This is a genomic window from Nonomuraea sp. NPDC049637, assembly GCF_040675235.1.
Lineage (GTDB): Bacteria > Actinomycetota > Actinomycetes > Streptosporangiales > Streptosporangiaceae > Nonomuraea.
This window is the reverse complement of record NZ_JBFAOM010000003.1, coordinates 240144-260358: the sequence shown is the minus strand read 5'-3', so window position 1 is coordinate 260358 and position 20215 is coordinate 240144. Positions and strand designations below refer to the sequence as shown.

Below are 20215 nucleotides of genomic sequence, written 5' to 3'. Positions count from 1 at the left end.
GCACCGGCCGTCCAGGCGACTCCTCCTCCAGGCGGGCGGCGACGGGCGACCGGCTGAGGCTCGCCTTCGGGGCGACGGCCGCGCTGGAGGGTGCTTCGGTGACGGTGACCGTCCGGCTGTCGTGACGGGTCAGGAGAGCACGGCCTGGGCGGCGACCAGCTCGGCGTACCTGCCGCCCATGGCCGTCAGCTCGTCGTGGGTGCCGCGTTGCACCACCCGGCCCGCGTCGATCACGAGGATCAGGTCGGCGTCCCTGACCGTGCTGAGCCGGTGGGCGATCACGATCCGGGTCTGGACGAGCCGGCTCAGGTTCGCCTCGATGGCCGCCTCCGTGGCGCTGTCCAGGTTGCTGGTGGCCTCGTCGAGCAGCAGCACCTTCGGGCGCGACAGGACGGCGCGGGCCAGCGCGAGCCGCTGCCGCTGCCCGCCGGACAGGCCGCCGCCGTCGGTGAGCATCGTCTCGTACCCCATGGGCATGTCCATGATCTCGTCGTGCAGCGCCGCCAGGCGGGCCGCGGCGACCACCCGCTCCAGGGACGCGCCCGGCTCGTTCAGCGCGATGTTCTCCCTGATCGAGCCGCTGAACAGGGACGGGTCCTGGGTGACCACCCCGAACTGGCGGCGCAGCGTGCGCAGGTTCAGCTCGGCGGCCGGGACGCCGTCGTAACGGATCTCGCCGAGCACGGGCGTGTGCAGCGCGAGCAGCAGCCGGGCCAGCGTGCTCTTGCCCGAGCCGGACGCGCCCACCAGCGCGACCTTCTGACCGGGACGGATGGAGACCGAGACGTCGCGCACGGTCCAGGGGGCGCGCGGGTCGTGCCGGAAGCTCACCCCGCGCAGCTCGACCGCGCCCCGCAGCCGCAGCACCTCGATGCCGTTGCTCGGCTCCGGCTCCGAGGCCAGGATGTCGGAGAGCCGGTCGAAGTGCGCGCCCGCCTGCTGGAGGCTCTGCAGCCCGGTCATCAGCGAGCCGAGCGGGGTCAGCGCGCCGAGCGCGATGGCGTTCAGCGCCACCAGCGCGCCCACCGTGAGCTGCCCGTCGAGCACCCGCCAGGCGCCCAGCCACAGCAGCCCGAGCGGCGCCGTCACCCGGATCGCGGCCAGCGCCGACTCCAGCAGCCCCCTGGTCAGCCCGGCCCGCACGTCCGCGCTGAGCTGCCTGGCGAAGTGGGACGACCACTGGTCCACGGCCCGCTTCTCGGCGCCCGACGCCTTCAGCGTCTCGATGCCGGTGATCGTCTGGATCAGGCTGGTCTGGGACGCCGACAGCGCCGTCAGCTCCTGCCGGGTGAGCGTGGCGATCCGGCTGGTCGTGGCCAGCAGCAGGACTGTCTGCAGCACGGCCAGCCCGGTCAGCGCCAGCCCGAACACCGGGTCCCACAGGTAGACCAGCACCAGATAGCCCACGGCCAGCGGGCCGTCCAGCAGCGCCGCCACGACCTGCCCGGTGAGGATGTCGCCGAGCGTCGAGACGCTGCCCGCCCTGGTCACCAGGTCGCCCTTGCCGCGCTGCTGGAAGTACCGGTACGGCAACGTCACCAGATGGCTGACCAGACTCTCGGTGAGCTCCTGGTCGGCACGGGCCCGTACGGCGACCAGCAGCGCCGCCCGCAGGTACCCGATCACCAGCTGGGCCGCCCCCGCGAGCAGCACGGAGACGCCCAGCAGGGACAGCACGTCCACCGCCCGCCTGGGCACGATGGAGTCCAGAAGGAGCTGCGAGAACATCGGCAGCGCGAGCCCGAGCACCTGCAGCAGCAACGAGGCCGCGATGAGCTGCGCGAGCAGCCCCCTGCGCCGCCGGAACAGCGTCCGGACGAACTCCCTGCGCCAGGCCCCCGCCGCCGACGTCGTGCCGCGCCGGAACCCCTCGCCCGGCTCGAACACCAGCAGCACGCCGGTGAACCCGGCCCCGAACTCCTCCGGCGTCAGCCTGCGGCGGCCGTGCCCGGGGTCGACGACGTCCACGCGGTCGGGGGACCAGCGTTCGACCACGATGAAGTGGTTGAACTCCCAGTGCGCGACGGCGGGGAGCGGCACGCGGGCCAGGTCCTCGGGGGCCAGGGAGAAGGCGCGGGCCTTGAGTCCGTGGTCGCGGGCGCCGTCCACGATCGCCTTGGCGCTCAGGCCGTCGCGGCCGATCTGGAGGCGCTCGGCGACCTGGTGCAGCGTGGTGCGCTGCCCGTGGTGGCACAGCACCATGGCCAGGCAGGCCGCGCCGCACTCGGTGTCGGTGTTCTGGAGCAGGACGGGCAGGCGGCGCAACATCAGGCGACCGCCTCGACCGCGGCCATGGTCAGCAGCAGGCCGGTGGCGAGGAGCACGGCCACCAGCAGCCACAGCGCGAGGAACGACGGGGTGCTGATCACCGGCGGCGTCCGGGTGACCCGCGACATCGCCCGGTGCCGCAGCGCCTCCTCCCGGTAGATGCCCTGTCCGTCCCGCGCGGGGGGCGCCGCGTGGCGCGGGGCAGGGCGCGTCCTGCCGTACGGATCGGTCATGGCCGGCGCTCCCCGCCCGGAACCGTCACCCGCCACCCCCATGGCTCACCTGCCTCTCCACTCAAGTCCCGGCAAGCCTAGGAACGGCTACTTGGAAGCCACTTGGGATCCACTTCTCGACGCACCGCCCGCCGGACGTGCGCCTGACAGGCGGGTCAGCGGAAGAGCAGGTCGCCGAAGTTCGGGTCGGCCGGCTCGCCCGGGTCCCTCTCGCTCGGCGAGGGCAGGGCGGTGGGGGCGGGGTCCGAGGGGGTGGCGTCCGGCGTGGCCGTGGGGGAGGGGCCGGCCGAGCCCGTCCCGCCCGGCGTGGGCGTCGGCGTGACCGTGACCGTCGCGGACGGCGTGGGCGTCGCGGCCGGGCCGGTGGACGGACCGGGGGACGGCGTCGGGCTCGGCGGCCGGGTCGCCCGACGTTCGTGCCGCGGCTCGCCGGCCGCCCGCCCGTCCCGGCGGTCCTTGCGGCCGGGGGCCCTGCCGGCCTCGCCCGGGGCCCGTCCGGCGACCTGGTCGGCCACCGTGCGGTCCGCGATGATCTCGTAGATCACGATGCTGCCCATGCTGACGGTGAACACCAGGGCCGCGGCCCCGCCCACCCTGGCCCAGCGCGGCCTGCGCCCGCGCAGGGCGACGGCCGTGCGCCGCTTCACCCTGTCGCCCGTGCGCTTGAGGTAATGCGTGTAGACGTCGGCGATGACGGTGCTGGCCACGCTCATCATCGCGGCGCCGATCACCGTCCCCGCCGTCCCGAGGTAGGAGGCCGCGACCGCGGCGGTGACCGCGGCCAGGGCGCTTCCCACGATCTGCGGCACGCTCAGCTCCAGCTTCCGCTGCTTGCCGCTCATAGCCAGGATCGTCCCCTCTTGTGGTGCGACGAAGGTGAACAAGCCACCTTGGCCCCCACGGGACGGGACGCCCACGGCGACGCGCGGCAGTTTGCCGCGTCCTGGACCCGCGCTTGACGAGGGCGGGAACCGGCCCGAGCGCGGCGGCGGGTCACCGCACGAGCGGAAGCCGGTTCACCCCCGTCATGGTCGGCGTGGGCATGAAGACCACCGGGTCGCCGGGATCGGTGCGCAGGACGCCGACCCGGTCGAGCAGGATGTTCAGCGCCACCCGCCCTTCCAGCCGGGCCAGGGGGGCGCCCAGGCAGAAGTGGATGCCCCGGCCGAAGGCGAGATGCGGGTTGGGGTCGCGGCCGGCGTCGAAGACGTCGGGGTCGGGGAACTGCCTGGGGTCCCGGTTGGCCGCGCCGAGCCAGAGCATGACCATCTTGTCGGCCGGGATCGTCGTCCCCCCCAGCTCGACCTCGCGGGTGGTCGACCGGGCCAGCCCGGCGAACGGGGTGAACAGCCGCAACGACTCCTCGATCACGGCCGGCACGGTGGAGCGGTCGGCCCGCACCTTGTCCTGCTGCCCGGGGAAGGCGTCCAGGCACACGACCGTGTTGCCGAGCAGCATCGTCGTGGTGATGTGCCCGGCCAGCAGCAGCAGTATCGCGAAGTTGACGACCTGCTCTTCGGGCAGGCGCTCGCCGTCCACCTCGGCCTCGACCAGCTTGGTGAGCAGGTCGGCGCGGGGCCGCGTGCGGCGCTCCGCGGCGTGCCCGGCGAGGTACTGCGTCATCTCCCGCCATGGTTTGAGGGTCTTCGCCACGTTCGCGCTCTGGTCCTCCACCGGCTCGGCGAGCGAGACCTTGGCGTCGCGCTGGAACAGCCCGTCGGCCCACTGCCTGAACAGGGCCCGGTCGCTGCTCGGCACCCCCAGCAGCTCGGCGATGACGATGACGGGGAGCGGGTAGGCCAGGTCGCCCACCAGCTCCAGGCGGTCGCGTCCGTCGGCCGCGTCGAGCAGCTCGTGGGTGAGCTCGGCGATCCGCGGTTCGAGGTCCGCGACGACCTTGCGGGTGAACGCGCTGCTGACCAGCTTGCGCAGCTTGCCGTGCTCCGGCGGGTCGATCTGGGTGATGAACCCCGCCAGCGAGAAGTCCTCGCCCTCCGGCAGCACCCCCTTGGGCACCAGCCGCATGGTGTCGGAGGAGAACGTGCCGGGGTCGGCGAGCACGTCGTGCACTTCCTGGTAGCCGTAGACGTTGTACATCCCGGCGGCGGCGTCGTACTCGACGGACGGGCCCGATCGCGGCCCGTGCAGCCAGAAGTGCTGCTTGGAGATGTTGTACCGTTCGACGATGTCGGACATCGCCTCTCCTTAGTCGTAGATCCACTTTCGGTAGGGCGGGATCAGTTCCTCGAGAATTGCGACGTACTCCGCCGCCGCCGCCGCCAGAACCTCGGCGGACGGCTGCACGGCGGGCTCGAAGGCGTGGCGCACGGTGAAGGCGAGCGCGTCCGCCTGCTCCTCGACGCTCAGCTCCGTCCCGACGGTGTCGATGCCGTCGAGCAGGTAGAAGCCCGTGGACGCGGCGCTCAGCGTGTACCGGGGGTGTGGCATGTCGGGTCTGAGCAGGCCGTACCGGTCGGCCACCCGCTGGAAGCGCTCGGCCGCGAGGAGGTCGTGGCTGCGCAGCGGGTGCTTGGCCAGTTTGCCCAGCAGTTCGATGTCGGTGGTGAACAACGCCCGCAGCAGCGGCCGGCGGCTCATGGAGACGAAGGCCGCCCGCGAGAACCGATGCGGCAGCACCTGGGCGGGATCGCGCCGCAGCAGCGCCGCGAACTCCTCCACGACCTCGATGGACTCCCGCAGCAGCAGCGCCTCGAACAGCTCGTTCTTGGTCCGCCAGTGCAGGTAGATGGTGCCCTTGCCCACCCCGGCGCGGGCCGCGATGTCGTCGACGGTGACCCTGCGGTAGCCGTGACGCAGGAGCAGCTCGCCGGCGGCGTCGAGGATCCGGTCGGCCCTTTCCACCATGCGCCCCCACCTCGTGACTAGATATGAAATCTGGTCATCAGTCACGGTACGCCGCGCCGGGGCTCCGCACAAGGGATCGCTCAGCCCAGGACGGCCGGCCGCAGCTCGTCCTCGCACCACTGACGGAAGCCGGTGGGCGTGGTGGCCTGCGCGGTACGCGGCTCGGCGTTGTCCAGCCCCTGGTTCTTGGCCTCCATCATGTCGGCCATCCCCTGGGCCATCGCCTCCGACCAGCCCTGCTCGGCGATCACGGACCGGAACGCCGCGATCGGCACGTGCCGCAGCCCGACCGGCCGTCCCAGCACCTCGGACATGATCCGCGCCATGTCCTCGCCCGACAGGTCCTCCGGGCCGAGCACCGGGACGTCGGCCCGCCCGGTCCAGTCGCGGTCGAGCAGCAGCCCGGCGGCCACCGCCGCGATGTCACGGGTGGCGCAGGCGGGGGCCTTCAGGTCACCGTGGATCGGCGAGAAGAACACGCCCTGGTCCCTGATCACCGCCGCCTGGTCGAGCAGGTTGTCCATGAACGAGGGCAGCGTCAGGGCCCGGTAGTGCACGCCCGTGGCGGCGATCAGGTCGTCCATGGCCAGCGAGGCCGTCACGAGACCGGCGTTCAGCGGCAGGCCGCGGCCCAGGGCCGAGACCCCCACCACCCGGCCGACCCCGTGGCGCACGAACGCCTCGCACGCCGGCCGGCTGAAGTCCAGGTAGGCGGCGTCGAGGCCGGCGGCCCGCGGGTTCGGCGGAACGACCCAGAACACGGCGTCGGCGCCCGCGAACGCCTCCTCGACGACGCGGGCGTCGCCGTGCGAACCCGGCACGACCTCCACCCGCTCCCGCACGGCCGCCGGCAGCCGGGCCGGGTCCCGCACGACGACGCGGACCGGCTCCTCCGCGGCCAGGACGAGGTCGAGAACCTGCCGGCCGATCCGGCCGGTGGGCGTGGTGATGACGATCAAGGAGAACTCCAAGGAGAATCGGGGATGTCGTGCTGGGGGGCCACGGCCAGTCAACCGATCGCGGCGGCGAACCTGAAGGACCGATCCGATCGCCATTGATACCCTGCGGATATGAATGACCTGGAGGTCCGCGAGCTCCGCTACTTCGTGGCCGTGGCCGAGGAGCTGCACTTCGGGCGGGCCGCCGAGCGGCTGGGCATGGCGCAGCCCTCGCTGTCGCGGGCGATCCGCGAGCTGGAACGCCGGCTGGGCGTGCGCCTGCTGGAGCGCACCACGCGGCAGGTCACGCTCACCCCGCCGGGCGAGGTCTTCCTGCGCGACGCCAGGACCGCACTCGACGCGGTCGCCGCGGCGGCCCGCCGGGTCCGGCACGCGGCCCGTCCCGAGCCGGGGCTCCGGGTGGCGCTCAAGGCCGACTACGACGCCGGGCTGCTGCCCAGGATCCTCGCGGCCTACCGCCACGAGGACGGCGCGCTCCCGGTCGAGCTGCTGCTGGGCGGGCGCAACGAGCAGGCCCCCGCCCTGCGCGACGGCCGGGCCGACGTCGCGCTGCTGACCACCCCCTTCGACGACCGCGACCTCGACACCGAGCCGCTGCTGAGCGAGCCCCGCCTGGTCGCGCTGCCGGCCGCCGACCCGCTGGCCGCCCGGCCCGTGCTGGCCATGGCCGACCTGGCCGGCCGGCCGCTGCCCGACGGCACCCCCGCCGAGCGGGACGGCGCCGAACCCCTCCCCGGCCACCCGCCGCGTCGCACCGGCCTGGACCTGGCCCAGGTCTGCAACCTGGTGGAACTGGGGAGCGCCGTCTGGTTCGTCCCCGTCTCGGTGGCACGGCGGCACCCCCGGCCGGGCATCGCCTACCGAGAGGTCGCCGACCTGCCGCCGTCCGAGCTGGCCGTGGGGTGGCCGCAGGGGTCCCGCTCGCCGGCCGTGGCCGCGTTCGTCCGCGCCGCGGTCGCCGTCGCAGGCCCCCTTCGTACGGGGGCGTAGCGGGATGCCGGGGGAGGGCCCCGGCCCTCGCCAAAAGGGGCAGCCTGGCACAATTGGCGCCGTGCCGAAGGACGCTGGCAGGTGAGGTCGCCCGGGAGGGGCGGGCCCCTGCGCTGGGGCGCCGAGATTGTGCTCGGACTCTGCCGCTCGGCCGTCCTGGTCCTGCTGACCTGCCTGATGCCGATCGTCGGCGTCGTCGTCGGCCACTTCGGCGCCGAGCTGGCCTACTCCTGGTCGGCGAACCTGACCGCGCCCCCGTTCGTCGTGGCCCTGGCGCTGCTGGGCGAGACGCTGCTGGTGATCCTGTGGATCGCCGTGGCCCTGTGGGTCGTGCACCCGCTGACCAGCCGCGCCTTCAGCCAGGCCGCCCGCCGGCTCGCCGCGCGCTGGCTCGGCCTGCGCATCGAGGTCGCCTACCGCACCCCCTCGCCGGTCACCCGCATGGCCACCGGCCACTGGTGGGACGGCGAGGAGTACCACAAGTCCGAACGGGAGGCCCGCCGCCGCGCCCGGATGAACGCCCGCTTCCACGACCCCCAGCTGCACTGGGACGGGCTGTGGTGCCTGCTCGCCGGGCTGACCGTGCTGCCGGTCGCGGCCCTGCCGCTGATCGGCCTGGCCGGCGGCGGCTACCTGACGCTCGTCCCTGACCTCCGCGGCCTCGGCCTCGCCCTGATCGTGGCCGGGCTGGCCGCCGCGCCGTTCGCCTGGCGCGTCCTCGGCCCCCTGGCCGGCCGTTTCCTGGGCCCGATCCCGGACTCGCGGCTCGGCCGGCGGGTGGCGGAGCTGGAGTCCGTGCGCGCCGACCTGACCCAGACCCAGGCCGCCGAGCTCGAACGCATCGAGCGCGGCCTGCACGACGGGGCCCAGGCGCGGCTGGTCGGCATGGGCATGTCGATGCAGGCCGCCGAACACCTCCTGGAGAGCGACCCCGCCGCCGCCCGCGCCATCCTGGCCGACGCCCGCGCCTCGTCGATCGCGGCGCTGGCCGAGCTGCGCTCGCTGGTCCGCGGCATCAACCCGCCGGTGCTCACCGAGCGCGGCCTGGTCGACGCCGTCCGGGCCCTGGCGCTAGACGCGCCCGTCGAGGTGGACGTACGCAGCTCCGTGCCCGCGCGGCCCGAGCGTCCGGTCGAGTCCGCGGTCTACTTCGCCGTCGCCGAACTGCTGGCGAACGTGGCCAAACACGCCCGCGCCACCCGGGCGACCGTCGAGCTCGGCTACGAGCCGCAGGCGCGGACCCTCACCGCGACCGTCACCGACGACGGCGCCGGCGGGGCGAGCGCGTCCGCCGGCTCCGGGCTGGACGGCGTCAGACGCCGGATGGCTGCCTTCGGCGGCCGTCTGGACATCGACAGCCCCCTCGGGGGTCCCACCCGCGTCTCAGTGGCGGTGCCGTGCGACTTGTCATAGCCGAGGATCTCTTCCTGCTCCGCGACGGGCTCGTCCGGCTCGTCCAGGCGTACGGGCACACCGTCGTCGCGGCCGTCGACTCCGGGCCCGCGGCGCTCGAAGCGCTGGTCGGCCACCGTCCCGACGTGGCGATCGTGGACGTGCGGCTGCCGCCGACCTTCTCCGACGAGGGGCTCCAGGCCGCGCTCGCCGCCCGCCGCGAGGTGCCGGGCCTGCCCGTGCTGATCCTCTCCCAGCACGTGGAGCAGCTCTACGCCCGCGAACTGCTGGCCGACGGCCAGGGCGGCGTCGGCTACCAGCTCAAGGACCGCGTACTCGACGCCGGCCAGTTCATGGACGCGCTTGCCCGGGTCGCCGACGGCGGCACGGCGCTCGACCCGACGGTGGTCGCGAAGCTGCTCGGCCGCCCCGCCCACGCCGACCCCCTCGCCACCCTCACCGAACGCGAACGCTCGGTGCTCGAACTGATGGCCGAGGGCCTGTCGAACGCGGCGATCGCGGCCCGGCTGTTCCTCAGCGAGGGCGCCATCAGCAAGTACACGACCACGATCTTCGCCAAACTCGGCCTCGCCGCCGACGACGACACCAACCGCCGGGTGCGCGCCGTCCTCACCTACCTGGGCGCCACCGCCCCCTAGCGCTCGACGGCGCGCTGCTAGTGCTGCTCGACGGCGCGCTCCGCCCGGGACGGCAGCAGCAGCGCGGTCACCACCACCGCCACCGACAGGACCGCGCCCACCACGAACGCCAGCCGCATGCCGCCGAGCGTCGCCAGCGCCTGCGTGAGGCCCTCGGCCCGCAGGCTGTCGGCCCGCGCGCTCATCACGGTGATCACCATCGCGGTGCCGATCGCCGCGGCGACCTGCTGGAGCGTGCTCAGGATCGAGCTGCCGTGCGAGTACAGGTGCGGCGGGACCGCCCCCAGGCCGAGCGTGAAGACCGGGGTGAAGGTCGCGGCCAGGCTCACCATGAGCAGCGCGTGCAGGCCGAGCAGCTGCCAGTACGGCATCGTCATCGTGACCTGGGTGAACCCGGCCAGCGCGAGCATGATCCCGATCGCGCCGGGGATGACCAGCACCCGGCCGCCGTGGTTGTCGAACACGCGGCCGACGGCTGGCCCGAGCAGGCCCATCGCCAGGCCGCCCGGCATCACCAGGAGCCCGGTCTCCAGCGCGCTGAGCGCCCGGACGTTCTGCAGGTAGAGAGGCAGCAGGATCATCGACCCGAGCATCGCCATGAAGGCCACCGACATCAGGACCAGCGCCACCGTGTACGTGCGGTGGCGCAACGTGCGCAGGTCCATCAGCGGCGCGCCGCGCCTCTGCAGCACGAGCTGGCGCACCACGAAGACGGCGATGGCGGCCAGCCCGGCCGCCGTGATCGCGGCGGCGACGCGCACGTCCCCGCCCTCGAACCGGCTGAGCCCGTAGACCAGCCCGCCGAAACCGGCCGCCGCCGTCACCACGCTGAACCAGTCGATGGTGCTGACCTCGGGCTCGCCGGTGTTCCTGAGCTGCCTCAGGCCGCTCCACGTGATCAGCCCGGCGATCGGCAGCACCACCGCGAACAGCAGCCGCCACGACCCGAAGTGCAGGATCACCCCGGAGATCGCCGGGCCCATGGCCGGGGCGACGGAGATCGCCAGCGTCACGTTGCCCATCACCCGCCCGCGGTCCTTCTCCGGCACGACCTGCATCAGCGTGGTCATCAGCAGCGGCATCATCACGGCCGTGCCGGACGCCTGGATGATCCGGGCCCCCAGCAGCACCCCGAACACCGGCGCCACCGCGGCCAGCGCCGTTCCCAGCAGGAACAACCCCATGGCGGTGGTGTACGCCGTGCGGGTGGTGACCCGCTGCAGGAACCAGCCGGTGATCGGGATGACCCCGGCCATGGTCAGCATGAAGGCCGTGGAGAGCCACTGGGCGGTCTGCTCGGTGATGTGCATGGCGTCCATCAGCCGGGGGATCGCGTTGATCATGATCGTCTCGTTGAGCACGACCACGAACGTCGCCAGCACCAGCAACCGGATCACGGCGGGCGTACGGCCCGAACCGGCGGACACGCCCTTGGCGGATGATTCGAGCTGTGGGCTGGACACGGTACCTCTATCGGTCTCGGGCCTGACCTTGTCACGGCCGGCCGGGCGGTCTTGGGTCTCGCCAGTAGTCCTCGTCACCCCCATACTGACCACCCCCACCGACGAAACTCATCGCCGCACCCCCGCCAACCGCCCCCACCGCGTCGCCGCGCTGGTCAGACGCCGGAACCGTTGGCGGGGAGGGGAAGCTGAACGCCGCTTACGGTGGCGCAGCGCATCACCGTCATGGAGAAGAGAGTCCGGGGTCCCAAGGATGTGGGGAATTCGTGTACTGCCCCAGAAAGCAGAATGTGGAGGCCCGGTTAACCGGTGCCTCCACATGTGTGCGGTGTGTGTCCGAGGACTGAGCGCCACCGGACGCACATGGCCTGCCGCTTCCGCTGTCCTCAGCCTCGTACATCGCATCCGCATGACGTGATTCTGCTTGCTGTCTGTGCATGCCAATCGGTCTGTCGAGCGAAGGTCGAGTGGGCACACGCAGAGCTTGTGCAGTCGAATTCGTACGAGACCGAGGACCGCGGAGCCATGGTCAATACCTGTGGATCACGGATTCCTGGGCGGCTGTGGGGACGGGTGATTCTGAGGGGCGTTCGACGTCCAGGCCGTCGATGCTGTCTGCTCCCGCGAGCATTCCGACCACGATGCTGGTGACATTGACGTCCGCTGGGCACCCCCACTGTTCATCGTCCCGCTCGACTCCACCTTGTCCGCCATCAGACGGGCGAGCCCGCACCGCTCGGCAACTCGCATCACCGGAACCAGCCCGGCGCACGTACTCATGTCATCGAACGCGGCGGACACCGCCGTAGCAGCATGGGAGATCTCAGAAATGCCTTGTTGATCGCGCGTGAAGAACTCACGTCGTTGCAGGCCACTCAGTCTGCTGCGCTTGCTCGGCAGGACACTTCGTTGATCTGTTCCAGAGTGGGTTGCGCTTCGAGAAAATCCTGCTTCAAAGGCAGGCGTTCACTGAAGTGTTCCCGCCAATCCTTGCTGCCGACGTATTTTTGCAGGGCGATTCGGAGGCGTTCGCAAGTATCATGATCACCCTTGGGTATCGCGAATCCGATGGATTCGCGAGGGCCGAACCTGATCCCATTGACAAATTTAGTGCCTTGTTGCTCTGCTAGGTCTATGCCGGCGAGTGTCAAGCGGTCTCCGACGATCGCGTCCACGGCATGTTGATACAGCCTGGTTAGGCAGTCGCCAAGGCTCCGTTGCGCGGTGATCATTACCCCCATTTCGTTCTTCAAATATTCGAGTGTCGTTGAACCGGCAACCGTGCATACACGCCGCCCGGAAAGGTCGGAAGTTTTTTCGACACCTCTTTCTTGGTGGCGAACCAGTACGCCCAGTCGCGCGGACGCGAGCGGGCCGACAAAGTCGACTTGGCTTTCTCTGGATGCGGTTATGCCCAGCGTGCCCGCGATGTGAACACCGTTACTCACAAGTGTTCTTATCGCGTCTTCTCGCGCCACCTTCTTGAAGGTGATATCTCTCTTGAAGCCAGCGAGAGCAAGCAATCCCCTGATCACATCTTCGTTGTAGCTCGAATCTGCTGCGTTATTGCGATTTCCATCGTCTTTCCAGACTCCGGCCACTACGCGCGTGGCATCGAGGAATGAGTCCGGCGCCTCGGGCGCGTAGGTGCTGCCCGGGAGCAGAACGAGCGGCAACATCGCGAGCAGGGCACGGCCAGTCTTCGCCGTAGCGCTCGGCGCCTTCTTGTGGGAGCGGGAAGTGGCCGGACGAAGTCCTTGTCGAGAAGACAGTTCGGCGACAGCAGGCGGGGGCGGGGGTTTGATCGGCCCCCGTGTCACGGTGAGATTTCCGGCGGTGCCGACGGAGCGGCGTTGCGGGCGGGGGAGGCCTCGGCCAACCAGTTCTTGGTCGATGTGACGGTGGATCTGATCCAGGGTGAGCGGGCCGGGCATGCGTAGTGCGTTCAGCAACGCTCCGGTGAAGGCGGTGTTCCGGGCACCAAGTGGGGCGTGAGAGAGAGCGGTCGCAGGCGTGGACGTCAAGGTGTAGGTGCCCGTCAGATCAAGCTGCCCCAGGGCGAGGCTCCTCCGGTTGCTCATGACTGTGACGGCTTGGCCGGAGAAGCAGCAGTCCAGTAGGAGCACGCGAGCTTTGGCGCGAGCGCTGCCGACCATGCGTTTGACAAGGTCTACGTGGATGGCAGAGAAGCCGACGTGTTCGGCATCCGTGCCGGTCAGAGCGAAGTGCAGTACGCCGGTGTCGTCGAGGACTCCGTGTCCACAGTAGTAGACCAGCAGCAGATCCTCCGCCTCACGGACAGCGGCGGTCAGGGCCACGCCGACAGCGGCCTGGTCTGCGGGATCGGCCAATATCTGACAATGATCGGCTGTCAGGAGACCATGTACGGGATGCGTCAGCACTTCGCGCAGGTCTTCCAGATTCCTGCGCACAGCCGGAATGTCAGGCAACTCCGGGTCGTGGAAGGTACCTGCCCCGATGAGTACCGCCCGGCTGCCCCCGCCGTCCAGGAGCGGCTTACGACTCACTCTGCCGCTCGACAGCCGCCGGGAACTGTTCCGCCACCTCCCGCAGCACCGCCGCCGGGTCCGCAGCACGACGGATATCCACCTCGATACGCCGCCCGTCGGCAGCAGTGACGATGACCTTGACGTCGGTACGGCGGGAGGTGAGCCAGGTGCACACCGATTGGATCAACACCGCCACCGCGCCACCGGAGCCCACCGCCACCGTCAGCAACTCCACCGACGCGCCCATCTCTCCTGGCTCTGGCGCTCGCCGTTGAGGCCGTACCCGCCCTCGCAGTTCATCCTCCGAACCAAGCCAGTTGAACAACTCCACAGCGTGGAGCGCGGCCTCCGCACCCTCGACGACTACTTGCAGGTCCACTGCATCGGACAGCTCAGACACGAGGCCACGTCCTTTGAATTACGGCTACTTGGTATAGATCATGCTAACGGCCTGGATGTGCCTGAGCCTTGTCATGTCGCTGATCGAACGGCCCGCAGCCTCAAGTGATCTGCGCCAGACCAGATTGACAGCGGCCACGACATCTCTGCTGGTGTGTCCAGTAAACGGCTCATCCAAGAGTCCGGAGGTGACGGACAGTCACGCGAGGAGTATTCGCTTTCGGAGGAGGGCGAAGCCGACGCGCCCGTACATCTGTCGTTTGATCATTTCGTCTTGTTGACGACGCCCCGGTGGGTCCATTGCTGTAGAGCATGGCGAGCCCGGCGGCTACGGAGCGTCGTGGTCGATGAGCAGCCCTTCGGCGAAGGACCGCAGGGCAGGAACGGTGGTATCGGCCTGCGTGGCGGTGATCCACTCGTCCAGCCGGCCGGTGTGAGTGTCGAGGTCGCCGTCGTGGCCAGCGGTGAGCAGGGCGGCGAAGGCGCACACGTGACCAACGGCGGTCGTCAGTTCAGGGCGCCACCTTCCCCAACCCGTTGGCCGCCAAGTCGTCCCAGCTCAGGAGATCGATCAGCTCACAGCAGATCTGCCCCAGGCAGATCGCGTCACCCCTGGTCCGAATCGCTGCACATGATGGACGCATGAGCGAAGAATCAAAACTCCCGCTGTTGAACGCGCAGGTAAGACGCGAGCTTTATGAGCAGCGTGTTCTCGTTCTCGACGGCCCTCTCGACGATGACAACGGGACGCTGCTGGCCACGCAATTGATGACACTCGCCACGCAGGACGCGGCGACCGACATCGCATTGTGGATCCACTCCCCGGGCGGCTCGGTTCCCTCGATGCTGGCGATTCGCGACGTCATTCGACTCATTCCCTGCGACGTATCGACCCTCGTGTTGGGCATCGCCTACAGCGCCGGGCAATTCCTGCTGTCCTCGGGAGCCCGCGGGAAGCGCCGCGCCCTGCCGCACTCACGCGTCCTGATGCACCAGGGCTCGGCGGGAATCGGCGGCACCGCGGTTGACATCGAACTGCAGGCCAACGACCTTCGGCATACGCGCGACACGGTGCTCGGCCTCATTGCCGAGGACACGGGACAACCCGTCGGGCGCATATTCGAGGATTCCCTGCACGATCGTTGGTATACAGCGCAAGAAGCACTCGACTACGGCTTCATCGATGCGATCGTGCAGAACTTCGGCGAAATCGCGCCCCACCATCGCCCGCGGCCTGGATTCGGCATCACCGAAGGAGTCGGCAAGTGACCTCATATACGATCCCGAACGTAATCGCCCAGAATCCTCGCGGCGAGCGGATCATGGATGTCTACTCGCACCTGCTCACCGAGCGCATCGTTTATCTGGGCACCGCCATTGACGCGGGCGTTGCGAACGCGCTCATCGCGCAGCTGATCTTTCTGGAGTCGGACAACCCGGATGCTGAGATCCAGTTCTATATCAACTGCGAAGGCGGCGACCCGAGCGCGATGCTCGCGATCTACGACACGATGCGTCATATCCGCCCGCGGGTCTCGACCACCTGCGTCGGACAGGCCGTCGCCGTGGGCGCTGTCCTTCTCGCCGCAGGCGCCGAGGGAAAACGTGCCGCTCTCCCACACGCACGGGTGATCTTGCACCAACCGGCCGCTCAAGGACGCGGAACGATCCCCGATCTCATCTTGCAGGCTGACGAGGTCGTACGTGTCCGGGCGGACATTGAGCGCATCCTGTCACGCCACACCGGCCAGACGATCGAGACCCTACGCGCCGACACCGATCACGATCGCGTGTTCACCGCGACCGCGGCCTTGGAGTACGGGCTCCTCGACCAGATCATCGAGGAGCACTCCTAACCCCGTGGACACCCCGGCAAGCCGCGCTATGCGGCCAGTGCGTACGTCGTCGCCGCCGAGCAGGTGGCGCCTCTTGACACGCTGTGCTGAGCGGGGCGCAGGCTCTCGGCCACGGCAAGGGTCAGATCGACCAGGGTCACATCCAGCGCTCCGGCGACCGCAGCGATCATCTCGCTCGACGGCTCTTTGAGCCCTCGTTCTATCTCGGAGAGGTATTGCGGTGAGACTCCGGCGCGACTCGCCGTCTCGCTCAACTTCTCGCCTCGCTCGTGACGAATGCCTCGCAGACACTCACCGAGCACCTGCCTCCACAGCCGCTCGCGAATCGGAGAGAACTCGGGGGCGGTCCGATCGATCGCCGGACGCAGCGGCGGGATGGAGGAGGCCATGCCTACACCATAGGGAGACCTCACGTTCGAGTCCTGGCGGCTTCGCGTAGAGCAGAACCAGTGACTGGCCCCTCCGCCGGCCCTTAGGGCGCCTCCGCCCGCTCACGAGTGGGCGCTGCGGCGGCGACCACTCGGTGACACCGGTCACCCGGCCACGTGACCAGGGCGCACACCGCGCTCTGCAAGGTGAGGCGGGGTCCGGAAGCTGGGTTGCGGTCCTTCCAACGCCAGGCCGGCCACTCGTGTGAGGCGCGGGCATCCTGAACGCCATGTCCGTCGCCGGTGCCGACCGCCCCTCCCGCACTCGCCGTACCGACCCCCAGGCCCAGCACCTCGGCGCTTCAGGACCCGAGGTGCTCAGCCCGCCGCCAGCTCTTCACCGACGGCGTACTGAGGGCCATGGGCTTACCGTGCATGTCGGAGGGGGAGATGAACCCCCATACGCCTGGCCTGGGGCTATAAGTTCCCCGACTTGAACCCTCAGCGCCAAGACAAAGCAAAAGCGCCAGGTCAGAGACCTGGCGCTTTTATATGACCGGTGTCCGAGGGGGGACTTGAACCCCCATGCCCATCACTGGGCACTAGCACCTCAAGCTAGCGCGTCTGCCTATTCCGCCACCCGGACTTGGTGCCTGCACGCGGGACCGTCATCTCGCGTCGGCTCCGTAAGGTTAGCAAACTCTGGGGGGTGAGTCATACCAAGTATCGGCACAGGGGAGAGACACCGCCTCTCCGGCGGCCCGCCGGCGGACCCGCCGGACCGTCCTGATGACCCTCCCGGGTGCCTTCCGTGAAGCGGACCCGCGTGTCCTTGGCCTTTTTCGGGGTCTCTGCTGAAAAGCCCTTGCGGCAACTTTGAGTGCTGCTACGGTTACGGATCGTTGAGGGGTGAGTCCACGGACCGGCCTCACGACGTGAGGCCGGTTCCGAAGCTGGGAGGTCACGTGGCACGCACGAAGGTCGGGCAGTCGAGGGCGTCGTCCCTCGCTGCGCGCCGCGTGCCCACGACGCTCCCGGAGCAGGACACGACCGCCGAGCGGGCCGACCGGATGGCGCGGTTCGCGGCCGGTGCCCGCAGGGTTGTCGTGCGAGCAGTCGCGATGGGCGCCCTCGTGGCGGCCGGATGGCTGCTCGCCGTCGTGTTCGGAGCCATGTCCGCCGCTCCGGCGGCCGCGGACGCCACCGCGGCCACCACAGGAGCCGCCGACGCGGCCCCCGCTCCCCTTTCGGTCCCCGGCTACCTCTCGGCGTCGGACAACGCCGAGGCGATGGCGGGCCGCACCGTGGACGGTCTCAACAGCCAGCAGGATCCTGGTCTGCCACCACCATCCTCCGCCGGAAAGATCTTGGACACCGATGGACTGGTGCCCAACGGTGGTGGCAGTGGCCCGTTCGGGCCCGGTATGGGGGATGTCGCGAGGTCCGGTGTCGACCCGCGGCTGCAGTACCAGTCCGCCGTCATGGCGCGAGTGCTGCCCCCCGTCGTCCGCACAGCGGCGGACGACCCTTCCTTCTCACCTGACTGATCCCGCCATCTCGACACGCCCCGGACGTCCCGTCCGGAGAGCGACGGCGGAGCGTGGTCAGATCCCCTCCGCCGGCGGGTGAGACGTCAGTCAACCTGTTCGCGAATCCGAGGTCACCGTTGTGTGCGACCTCGCACGGCCTCGGCTGCCCGCGAACCGTTTCAGGTATCCCCCCAAGAACCACTAGGAGCATTCACCATGCGTACGTGGGCTAGAGCATCTACTCCCGCGGCCCTTTTGGCGGTCGCGGTCATGTCGTTCGGCAGTGGCGCGGCCTTCGCCGACACCTCGGGCAACTCCTCCGTCGGCGGCGGCAACCAGGTCAACCTGCCGATCAACCTGCCCATCGACATCAGCGGCAACGCCGTCGGCGCGGCCGGCCAGTCGTCCGCCGGGTCCCAGGGCGGCGCCTCGGTCGAGAACGCCGGCCCGAGCGACATCCCCAACCGCACCTCAGGAAACTCCAGCGTGCTGGGCGGCAACCAGGTCAACGCGCCGATCACCGCGCCGCTGAACGCCTGCGGCAACGCGGTCTCCCTGTTCGGCAAGTCGGACGCGGGCTGCCGGGGCGGCGCGACCGTCCGCAACAGGGGCAAGGGCGGCGCCGGGGGCAACCAGACCTCGGGCGACTCCAGCCTCATCGGCGGGAACCAGCTCACGGCGCCGATCACGGCTCCGATCAACGCCTGCGGCAACGCGCTGGCCATCTTCGGCGACGCCACCGCGGGCTGCAAGGGCGGCGCCTCCGTGCACAACAGCGGCGTCGGCAACGCGGGCGGCAACCGGACGTCCGGGCGGTCGTCGGCGCTGGGCGGCAACCAGGTGATCGCGCCGGTCAACGGGCCGATCAACATCTGCGGGAACGCGGTGGCGGTGTTCGGGCGGGCGTTCGCGGGCTGCCAGGGCGGCGCCAGCGTCACCAACTCGGGCGGCGGCGGCTGGCTGCACCACATGGCGGCGCCGGGCTCCACGGGCAACGACACCGACGGGCGTTACGGCGCCGGCAGCGGCAACCAGGTGATCGCCCCCGTCAACCTGCCCATCACGGCCTGCGGCAACGCCGTCGGCAACGCGGTGGCCAACTGCCGGGGCGGCGCGACGGTGCTGAACACCCGCGCCGGTTCCGGGGCGGGCGGCAACACCACCTCCGGGCGTTCGGGCGTGCTGAGCGGCAACCAGGTGATCGCGCCGATCACCGCTCCGCTCAACGTGTGCGGCAACGCGGTGGCCGCGTTCGGCAAGGCGTTCGCCGGGTGCCGGGGCGTCGTGTCGGTCAAGAACGGCGGCCGGGGCGCCGGCGGCAACCACACCTCCGGGCAGTCGGGCGTCGGGGCGGGCAACCAGGTCGTGGCTCCGATCACCGCGCCGCTCAACGTCTGCGGCAACGCCGCCGCGGTGCTCGGCGCCTCCAACGCCCACTGCAAGGGCGGCGCGGCCGTCTGGCCGCACAACGGTGTGGGCGGCGGCGGCAACACGACCTCCGGGCGTTCGGGCGTGCTGAGCGGCAACCAGGTGATCGCGCCGATCACGGCTCCGGTCAACGTCTGCGGCAACGCCGTGGCCGTGCTGGGCGACGCCGCGGCGGGCTGCCTGGGCGGCGCGCACGTCGGCAAGCCGGGCAACCCGGGCGGATACGGCCAGTTCCTGCGGTCCACCGGCCACCAGGCCGCGGCCAAGAGCGGGCTGCTGCCCGCGGTGCCCGCCGTCCCGGCGCTCAACGGTGTCAACGGCACCGGCGGCGTGCCCGGGCTGCCGGACGTCGGCGGCCTGTCGAAGGCGGGCGGCCTGCCGGTTCCCGGCAACGTGACGCAGCAGCTCCAGAGCTCAGGCCTGCCGCTCCCCGGCAATGTGACGCAGCAGCTGGGGGGCTCGGGCCTGCCGGTCGGCGGCGGTCTGTCCTCGCTGCCGCTCGTGGACGACGCGTCCAAGACCCTGGGTCTGCCCGCCCTGCCCGAGCTGCCCGGCCTGCCCGGCCAGGCGCAGGCTCCGGTGCAGGGTCCGGCGCAGGCCAGGCCCGGCGAGGTCGACATGCCGGCCAAGTCGTGGGAGAAGCGGGTGCCCGTCCGGCCCGGCAAGCGTCACATGGCCGACAGGACCGACCACGTGCGCAGGGCGCCGGCCCGGCCCTCGTCGCCGCTCTCCCCGGCCACCGACCTGCTCTCCTCCACCCCGGTCGGCGGCGCCGTCACCTCCGCCACCGGCGGCCTGCCGGTCGGCAACCTGGGCCTGATGAGCGCCGCCCAGCCCGCCGGTCTCACCGGGATGAACTCCAGCTCGCTGCTCGCGCTGCTGCTCGGCTCGATGTTCGCCGCATCGGCCACGCTGTTCGCGACCGCCCGCCGGTTCCGGTTCGGCCGTAAGTAGATATACGGCATAGGTCGGTAACCACAGATACCGCTACCGCTCCACCGCCTGGGAGCGGTAGGCGATAGATGCTTTGCCCGTTCCGGGGGCGCGGCCCGGAGCGGGCAAAGCCATGTCCAGGCTCAGAGCGTGCTGCGGACACGGATGACCTTGCGTCGCAGCCGTACGTGCCGGCTCCCGTCGGGGTGCACCCGCACCCGGGCGAGCTCCCACTGGCCGTACTCTGCGTGTTCGGTCAGCAGTTGACGTGCGGCTTCGCGAGTGAGGTCGCGCGGGATGAAGATATCCATGTAGGAGTAGTCGAGCACAACGATTAGTCTCCAGGGTGAGTCAGGGCGCCAT

19 protein-coding genes and 1 tRNA gene are annotated in these 20215 nt (G+C 70.4%); 7 read left to right on the top strand and 13 right to left on the bottom strand.

Going from position 1 to position 20215, the window contains the following annotated elements:
- Positions 1–129 precede the first annotated feature (129 nt).
- From AB0J71_RS05940 to AB0J71_RS05915, 6 genes are all read right to left on the bottom strand, one after another.
- A complete protein-coding gene (locus AB0J71_RS05940; RefSeq protein ID WP_352318496.1) occupies positions 130–2268 on the bottom strand; it encodes a peptidase domain-containing ABC transporter in 2139 nt (712 codons plus the stop codon).
- Complete coding sequence (locus tag AB0J71_RS05935; protein WP_364413004.1) at positions 2268–2501, bottom strand: hypothetical protein; 234 nt, start codon at positions 2499–2501, stop codon at positions 2268–2270. The genes AB0J71_RS05940 and AB0J71_RS05935 overlap by 1 nt, the downstream gene beginning before the upstream one ends.
- Positions 2502–2656: 155 nt before the next feature.
- Complete coding sequence (locus tag AB0J71_RS05930; RefSeq protein WP_364413001.1) at positions 2657–3343, bottom strand: hypothetical protein; 687 nt, start codon at positions 3341–3343, stop codon at positions 2657–2659.
- A gap of 151 nt (positions 3344–3494) precedes the next feature.
- The gene (locus tag AB0J71_RS05925; protein ID WP_352318501.1) at positions 3495–4697 is read right to left on the bottom strand and encodes a cytochrome P450; all 1203 of its coding nucleotides are present in this window, start codon (positions 4695–4697) and stop codon (positions 3495–3497) included.
- A gap of 9 nt (positions 4698–4706) precedes the next feature.
- Positions 4707–5366 carry a helix-turn-helix domain-containing protein gene (locus AB0J71_RS05920; RefSeq protein WP_352318503.1) on the bottom strand — a complete coding sequence of 220 codons (660 nt, stop codon included), beginning with the start codon at positions 5364–5366 and terminating at the stop codon, positions 4707–4709.
- Between the two features lie 80 nt (positions 5367–5446).
- Positions 5447–6325 carry an NAD(P)H-binding protein gene (locus AB0J71_RS05915; RefSeq protein WP_364412999.1) on the bottom strand — a complete coding sequence of 293 codons (879 nt, stop codon included), beginning with the start codon at positions 6323–6325 and terminating at the stop codon, positions 5447–5449.
- Positions 6326–6436: 111 nt separating this feature from the next.
- On the opposite strand from AB0J71_RS05915, the gene AB0J71_RS05910 reads away from it, so the two are divergent.
- The 3 genes from AB0J71_RS05910 to AB0J71_RS05900 all read left to right on the top strand — a co-directional run bounded on the left by AB0J71_RS05910 (position 6437) and on the right by AB0J71_RS05900 (position 9366).
- Positions 6437–7315, top strand: coding sequence for a LysR substrate-binding domain-containing protein (locus AB0J71_RS05910; protein ID WP_364412996.1), 879 nt, complete (start codon positions 6437–6439; stop codon positions 7313–7315).
- A gap of 81 nt (positions 7316–7396) precedes the next feature.
- Positions 7397–8728, top strand: coding sequence for a histidine kinase (locus AB0J71_RS05905; protein ID WP_352318509.1), 1332 nt, complete (start codon positions 7397–7399; stop codon positions 8726–8728).
- Entirely contained in the window at positions 8713–9366 is a 654-nt protein-coding gene (locus AB0J71_RS05900) for a response regulator transcription factor (protein WP_352318511.1), read from the top strand. Before AB0J71_RS05905 ends, AB0J71_RS05900 begins: the two co-directional genes overlap by 16 nt.
- A 17-nt stretch (positions 9367–9383) precedes the next feature.
- Here the strand turns inward: AB0J71_RS05900 and AB0J71_RS05895 are convergent, their stop codons facing one another.
- The 4 genes from AB0J71_RS05895 to AB0J71_RS05880 all read right to left on the bottom strand — a co-directional run bounded on the left by AB0J71_RS05895 (position 9384) and on the right by AB0J71_RS05880 (position 14228).
- Positions 9384–10829: an MDR family MFS transporter gene (locus tag AB0J71_RS05895; RefSeq protein WP_352318513.1), complete on the bottom strand. Its 1446-nt coding sequence runs from the start codon at positions 10827–10829 to the stop codon at positions 9384–9386.
- Between the two features lie 875 nt (positions 10830–11704).
- Entirely contained in the window at positions 11705–13357 is a 1653-nt protein-coding gene (locus tag AB0J71_RS05890) for a transporter substrate-binding domain-containing protein (RefSeq protein ID WP_364412993.1), read from the bottom strand.
- Entirely contained in the window at positions 13347–13739 is a 393-nt protein-coding gene (locus AB0J71_RS05885) for a hypothetical protein (protein WP_352318517.1), read from the bottom strand. The genes AB0J71_RS05890 and AB0J71_RS05885 overlap by 11 nt, the downstream gene beginning before the upstream one ends.
- Before the next feature lie 327 nt (positions 13740–14066).
- Complete coding sequence (locus AB0J71_RS05880) at positions 14067–14228, bottom strand: hypothetical protein (protein ID WP_352318519.1); 162 nt, start codon at positions 14226–14228, stop codon at positions 14067–14069.
- A 152-nt stretch (positions 14229–14380) separates the two neighbouring features.
- Between AB0J71_RS05880 and AB0J71_RS05875 the strand changes: the two genes are divergently transcribed.
- Together AB0J71_RS05875 and AB0J71_RS05870 are read left to right on the top strand one after the other, a co-directional pair.
- Positions 14381–15007, top strand: a complete 627-nt coding sequence (locus AB0J71_RS05875) for an ATP-dependent Clp protease proteolytic subunit (RefSeq protein ID WP_352318521.1) — start codon at positions 14381–14383, stop codon at positions 15005–15007.
- Positions 15004–15594: an ATP-dependent Clp protease proteolytic subunit gene (locus tag AB0J71_RS05870; RefSeq protein WP_091081201.1), complete on the top strand. Its 591-nt coding sequence runs from the start codon at positions 15004–15006 to the stop codon at positions 15592–15594. Before AB0J71_RS05875 ends, AB0J71_RS05870 begins: the two co-directional genes overlap by 4 nt.
- Before the next feature lie 26 nt (positions 15595–15620).
- Here AB0J71_RS05870 and AB0J71_RS05865 read toward each other — a convergent pair whose 3' ends face one another.
- Positions 15621–15983 carry a helix-turn-helix transcriptional regulator gene (locus AB0J71_RS05865; RefSeq protein WP_352318523.1) on the bottom strand — a complete coding sequence of 121 codons (363 nt, stop codon included), beginning with the start codon at positions 15981–15983 and terminating at the stop codon, positions 15621–15623.
- A 539-nt stretch (positions 15984–16522) separates the two neighbouring features.
- Positions 16523–16608 (bottom strand) — tRNA-Leu (locus tag AB0J71_RS05860).
- Positions 16609–16927: 319 nt separating this feature from the next.
- On the opposite strand from AB0J71_RS05860, the gene AB0J71_RS05855 reads away from it, so the two are divergent.
- A complete protein-coding gene (locus AB0J71_RS05855) occupies positions 16928–17509 on the top strand; it encodes a hypothetical protein (RefSeq protein WP_352318525.1) in 582 nt (193 codons plus the stop codon).
- A 252-nt stretch (positions 17510–17761) separates the two neighbouring features.
- Positions 17762–19873, top strand: a complete 2112-nt coding sequence (locus tag AB0J71_RS05850) for a chaplin family protein (RefSeq protein WP_352318526.1) — start codon at positions 17762–17764, stop codon at positions 19871–19873.
- A 122-nt stretch (positions 19874–19995) separates the two neighbouring features.
- Here AB0J71_RS05850 and AB0J71_RS05845 read toward each other — a convergent pair whose 3' ends face one another.
- Positions 19996–20181, bottom strand: a complete 186-nt coding sequence (locus tag AB0J71_RS05845; RefSeq protein ID WP_125641854.1) for a DUF5703 family protein — start codon at positions 20179–20181, stop codon at positions 19996–19998.
- Positions 20182–20215: the final 34 nt, after the last annotated feature.

Excerpts from the sequence above, each read along its gene's own strand:
- AB0J71_RS05910 (WP_364412996.1), top strand. The coding sequence starts at position 6,437 with ATGAATGACCTGGAGGTCCGCGAGCTCCGCTACTTCGTGGCCGTGGCC.
- AB0J71_RS05875 (WP_352318521.1), top strand. The coding sequence starts at position 14,381 with ATGAGCGAAGAATCAAAACTCCCGCTGTTGAACGCGCAGGTAAGACGC.
- AB0J71_RS05940 (WP_352318496.1), bottom strand. The coding sequence starts at position 2,268 with ATGTTGCGCCGCCTGCCCGTCCTGCTCCAGAACACCGACACCGAGTGC.
- AB0J71_RS05920 (WP_352318503.1), bottom strand. The coding sequence starts at position 5,366 with ATGGTGGAAAGGGCCGACCGGATCCTCGACGCCGCCGGCGAGCTGCTC.
- AB0J71_RS05925 (WP_352318501.1), bottom strand. The coding sequence starts at position 4,697 with ATGTCCGACATCGTCGAACGGTACAACATCTCCAAGCAGCACTTCTGG.
- AB0J71_RS05935 (WP_364413004.1), bottom strand. The coding sequence starts at position 2,501 with ATGACCGATCCGTACGGCAGGACGCGCCCTGCCCCGCGCCACGCGGCG.
- AB0J71_RS05930 (WP_364413001.1), bottom strand. The coding sequence starts at position 3,343 with ATGAGCGGCAAGCAGCGGAAGCTGGAGCTGAGCGTGCCGCAGATCGTG.
- AB0J71_RS05850 (WP_352318526.1), top strand. The coding sequence starts at position 17,762 with ATGTCGTTCGGCAGTGGCGCGGCCTTCGCCGACACCTCGGGCAACTCC.
- AB0J71_RS05865 (WP_352318523.1), bottom strand. The coding sequence starts at position 15,983 with ATGGCCTCCTCCATCCCGCCGCTGCGTCCGGCGATCGATCGGACCGCC.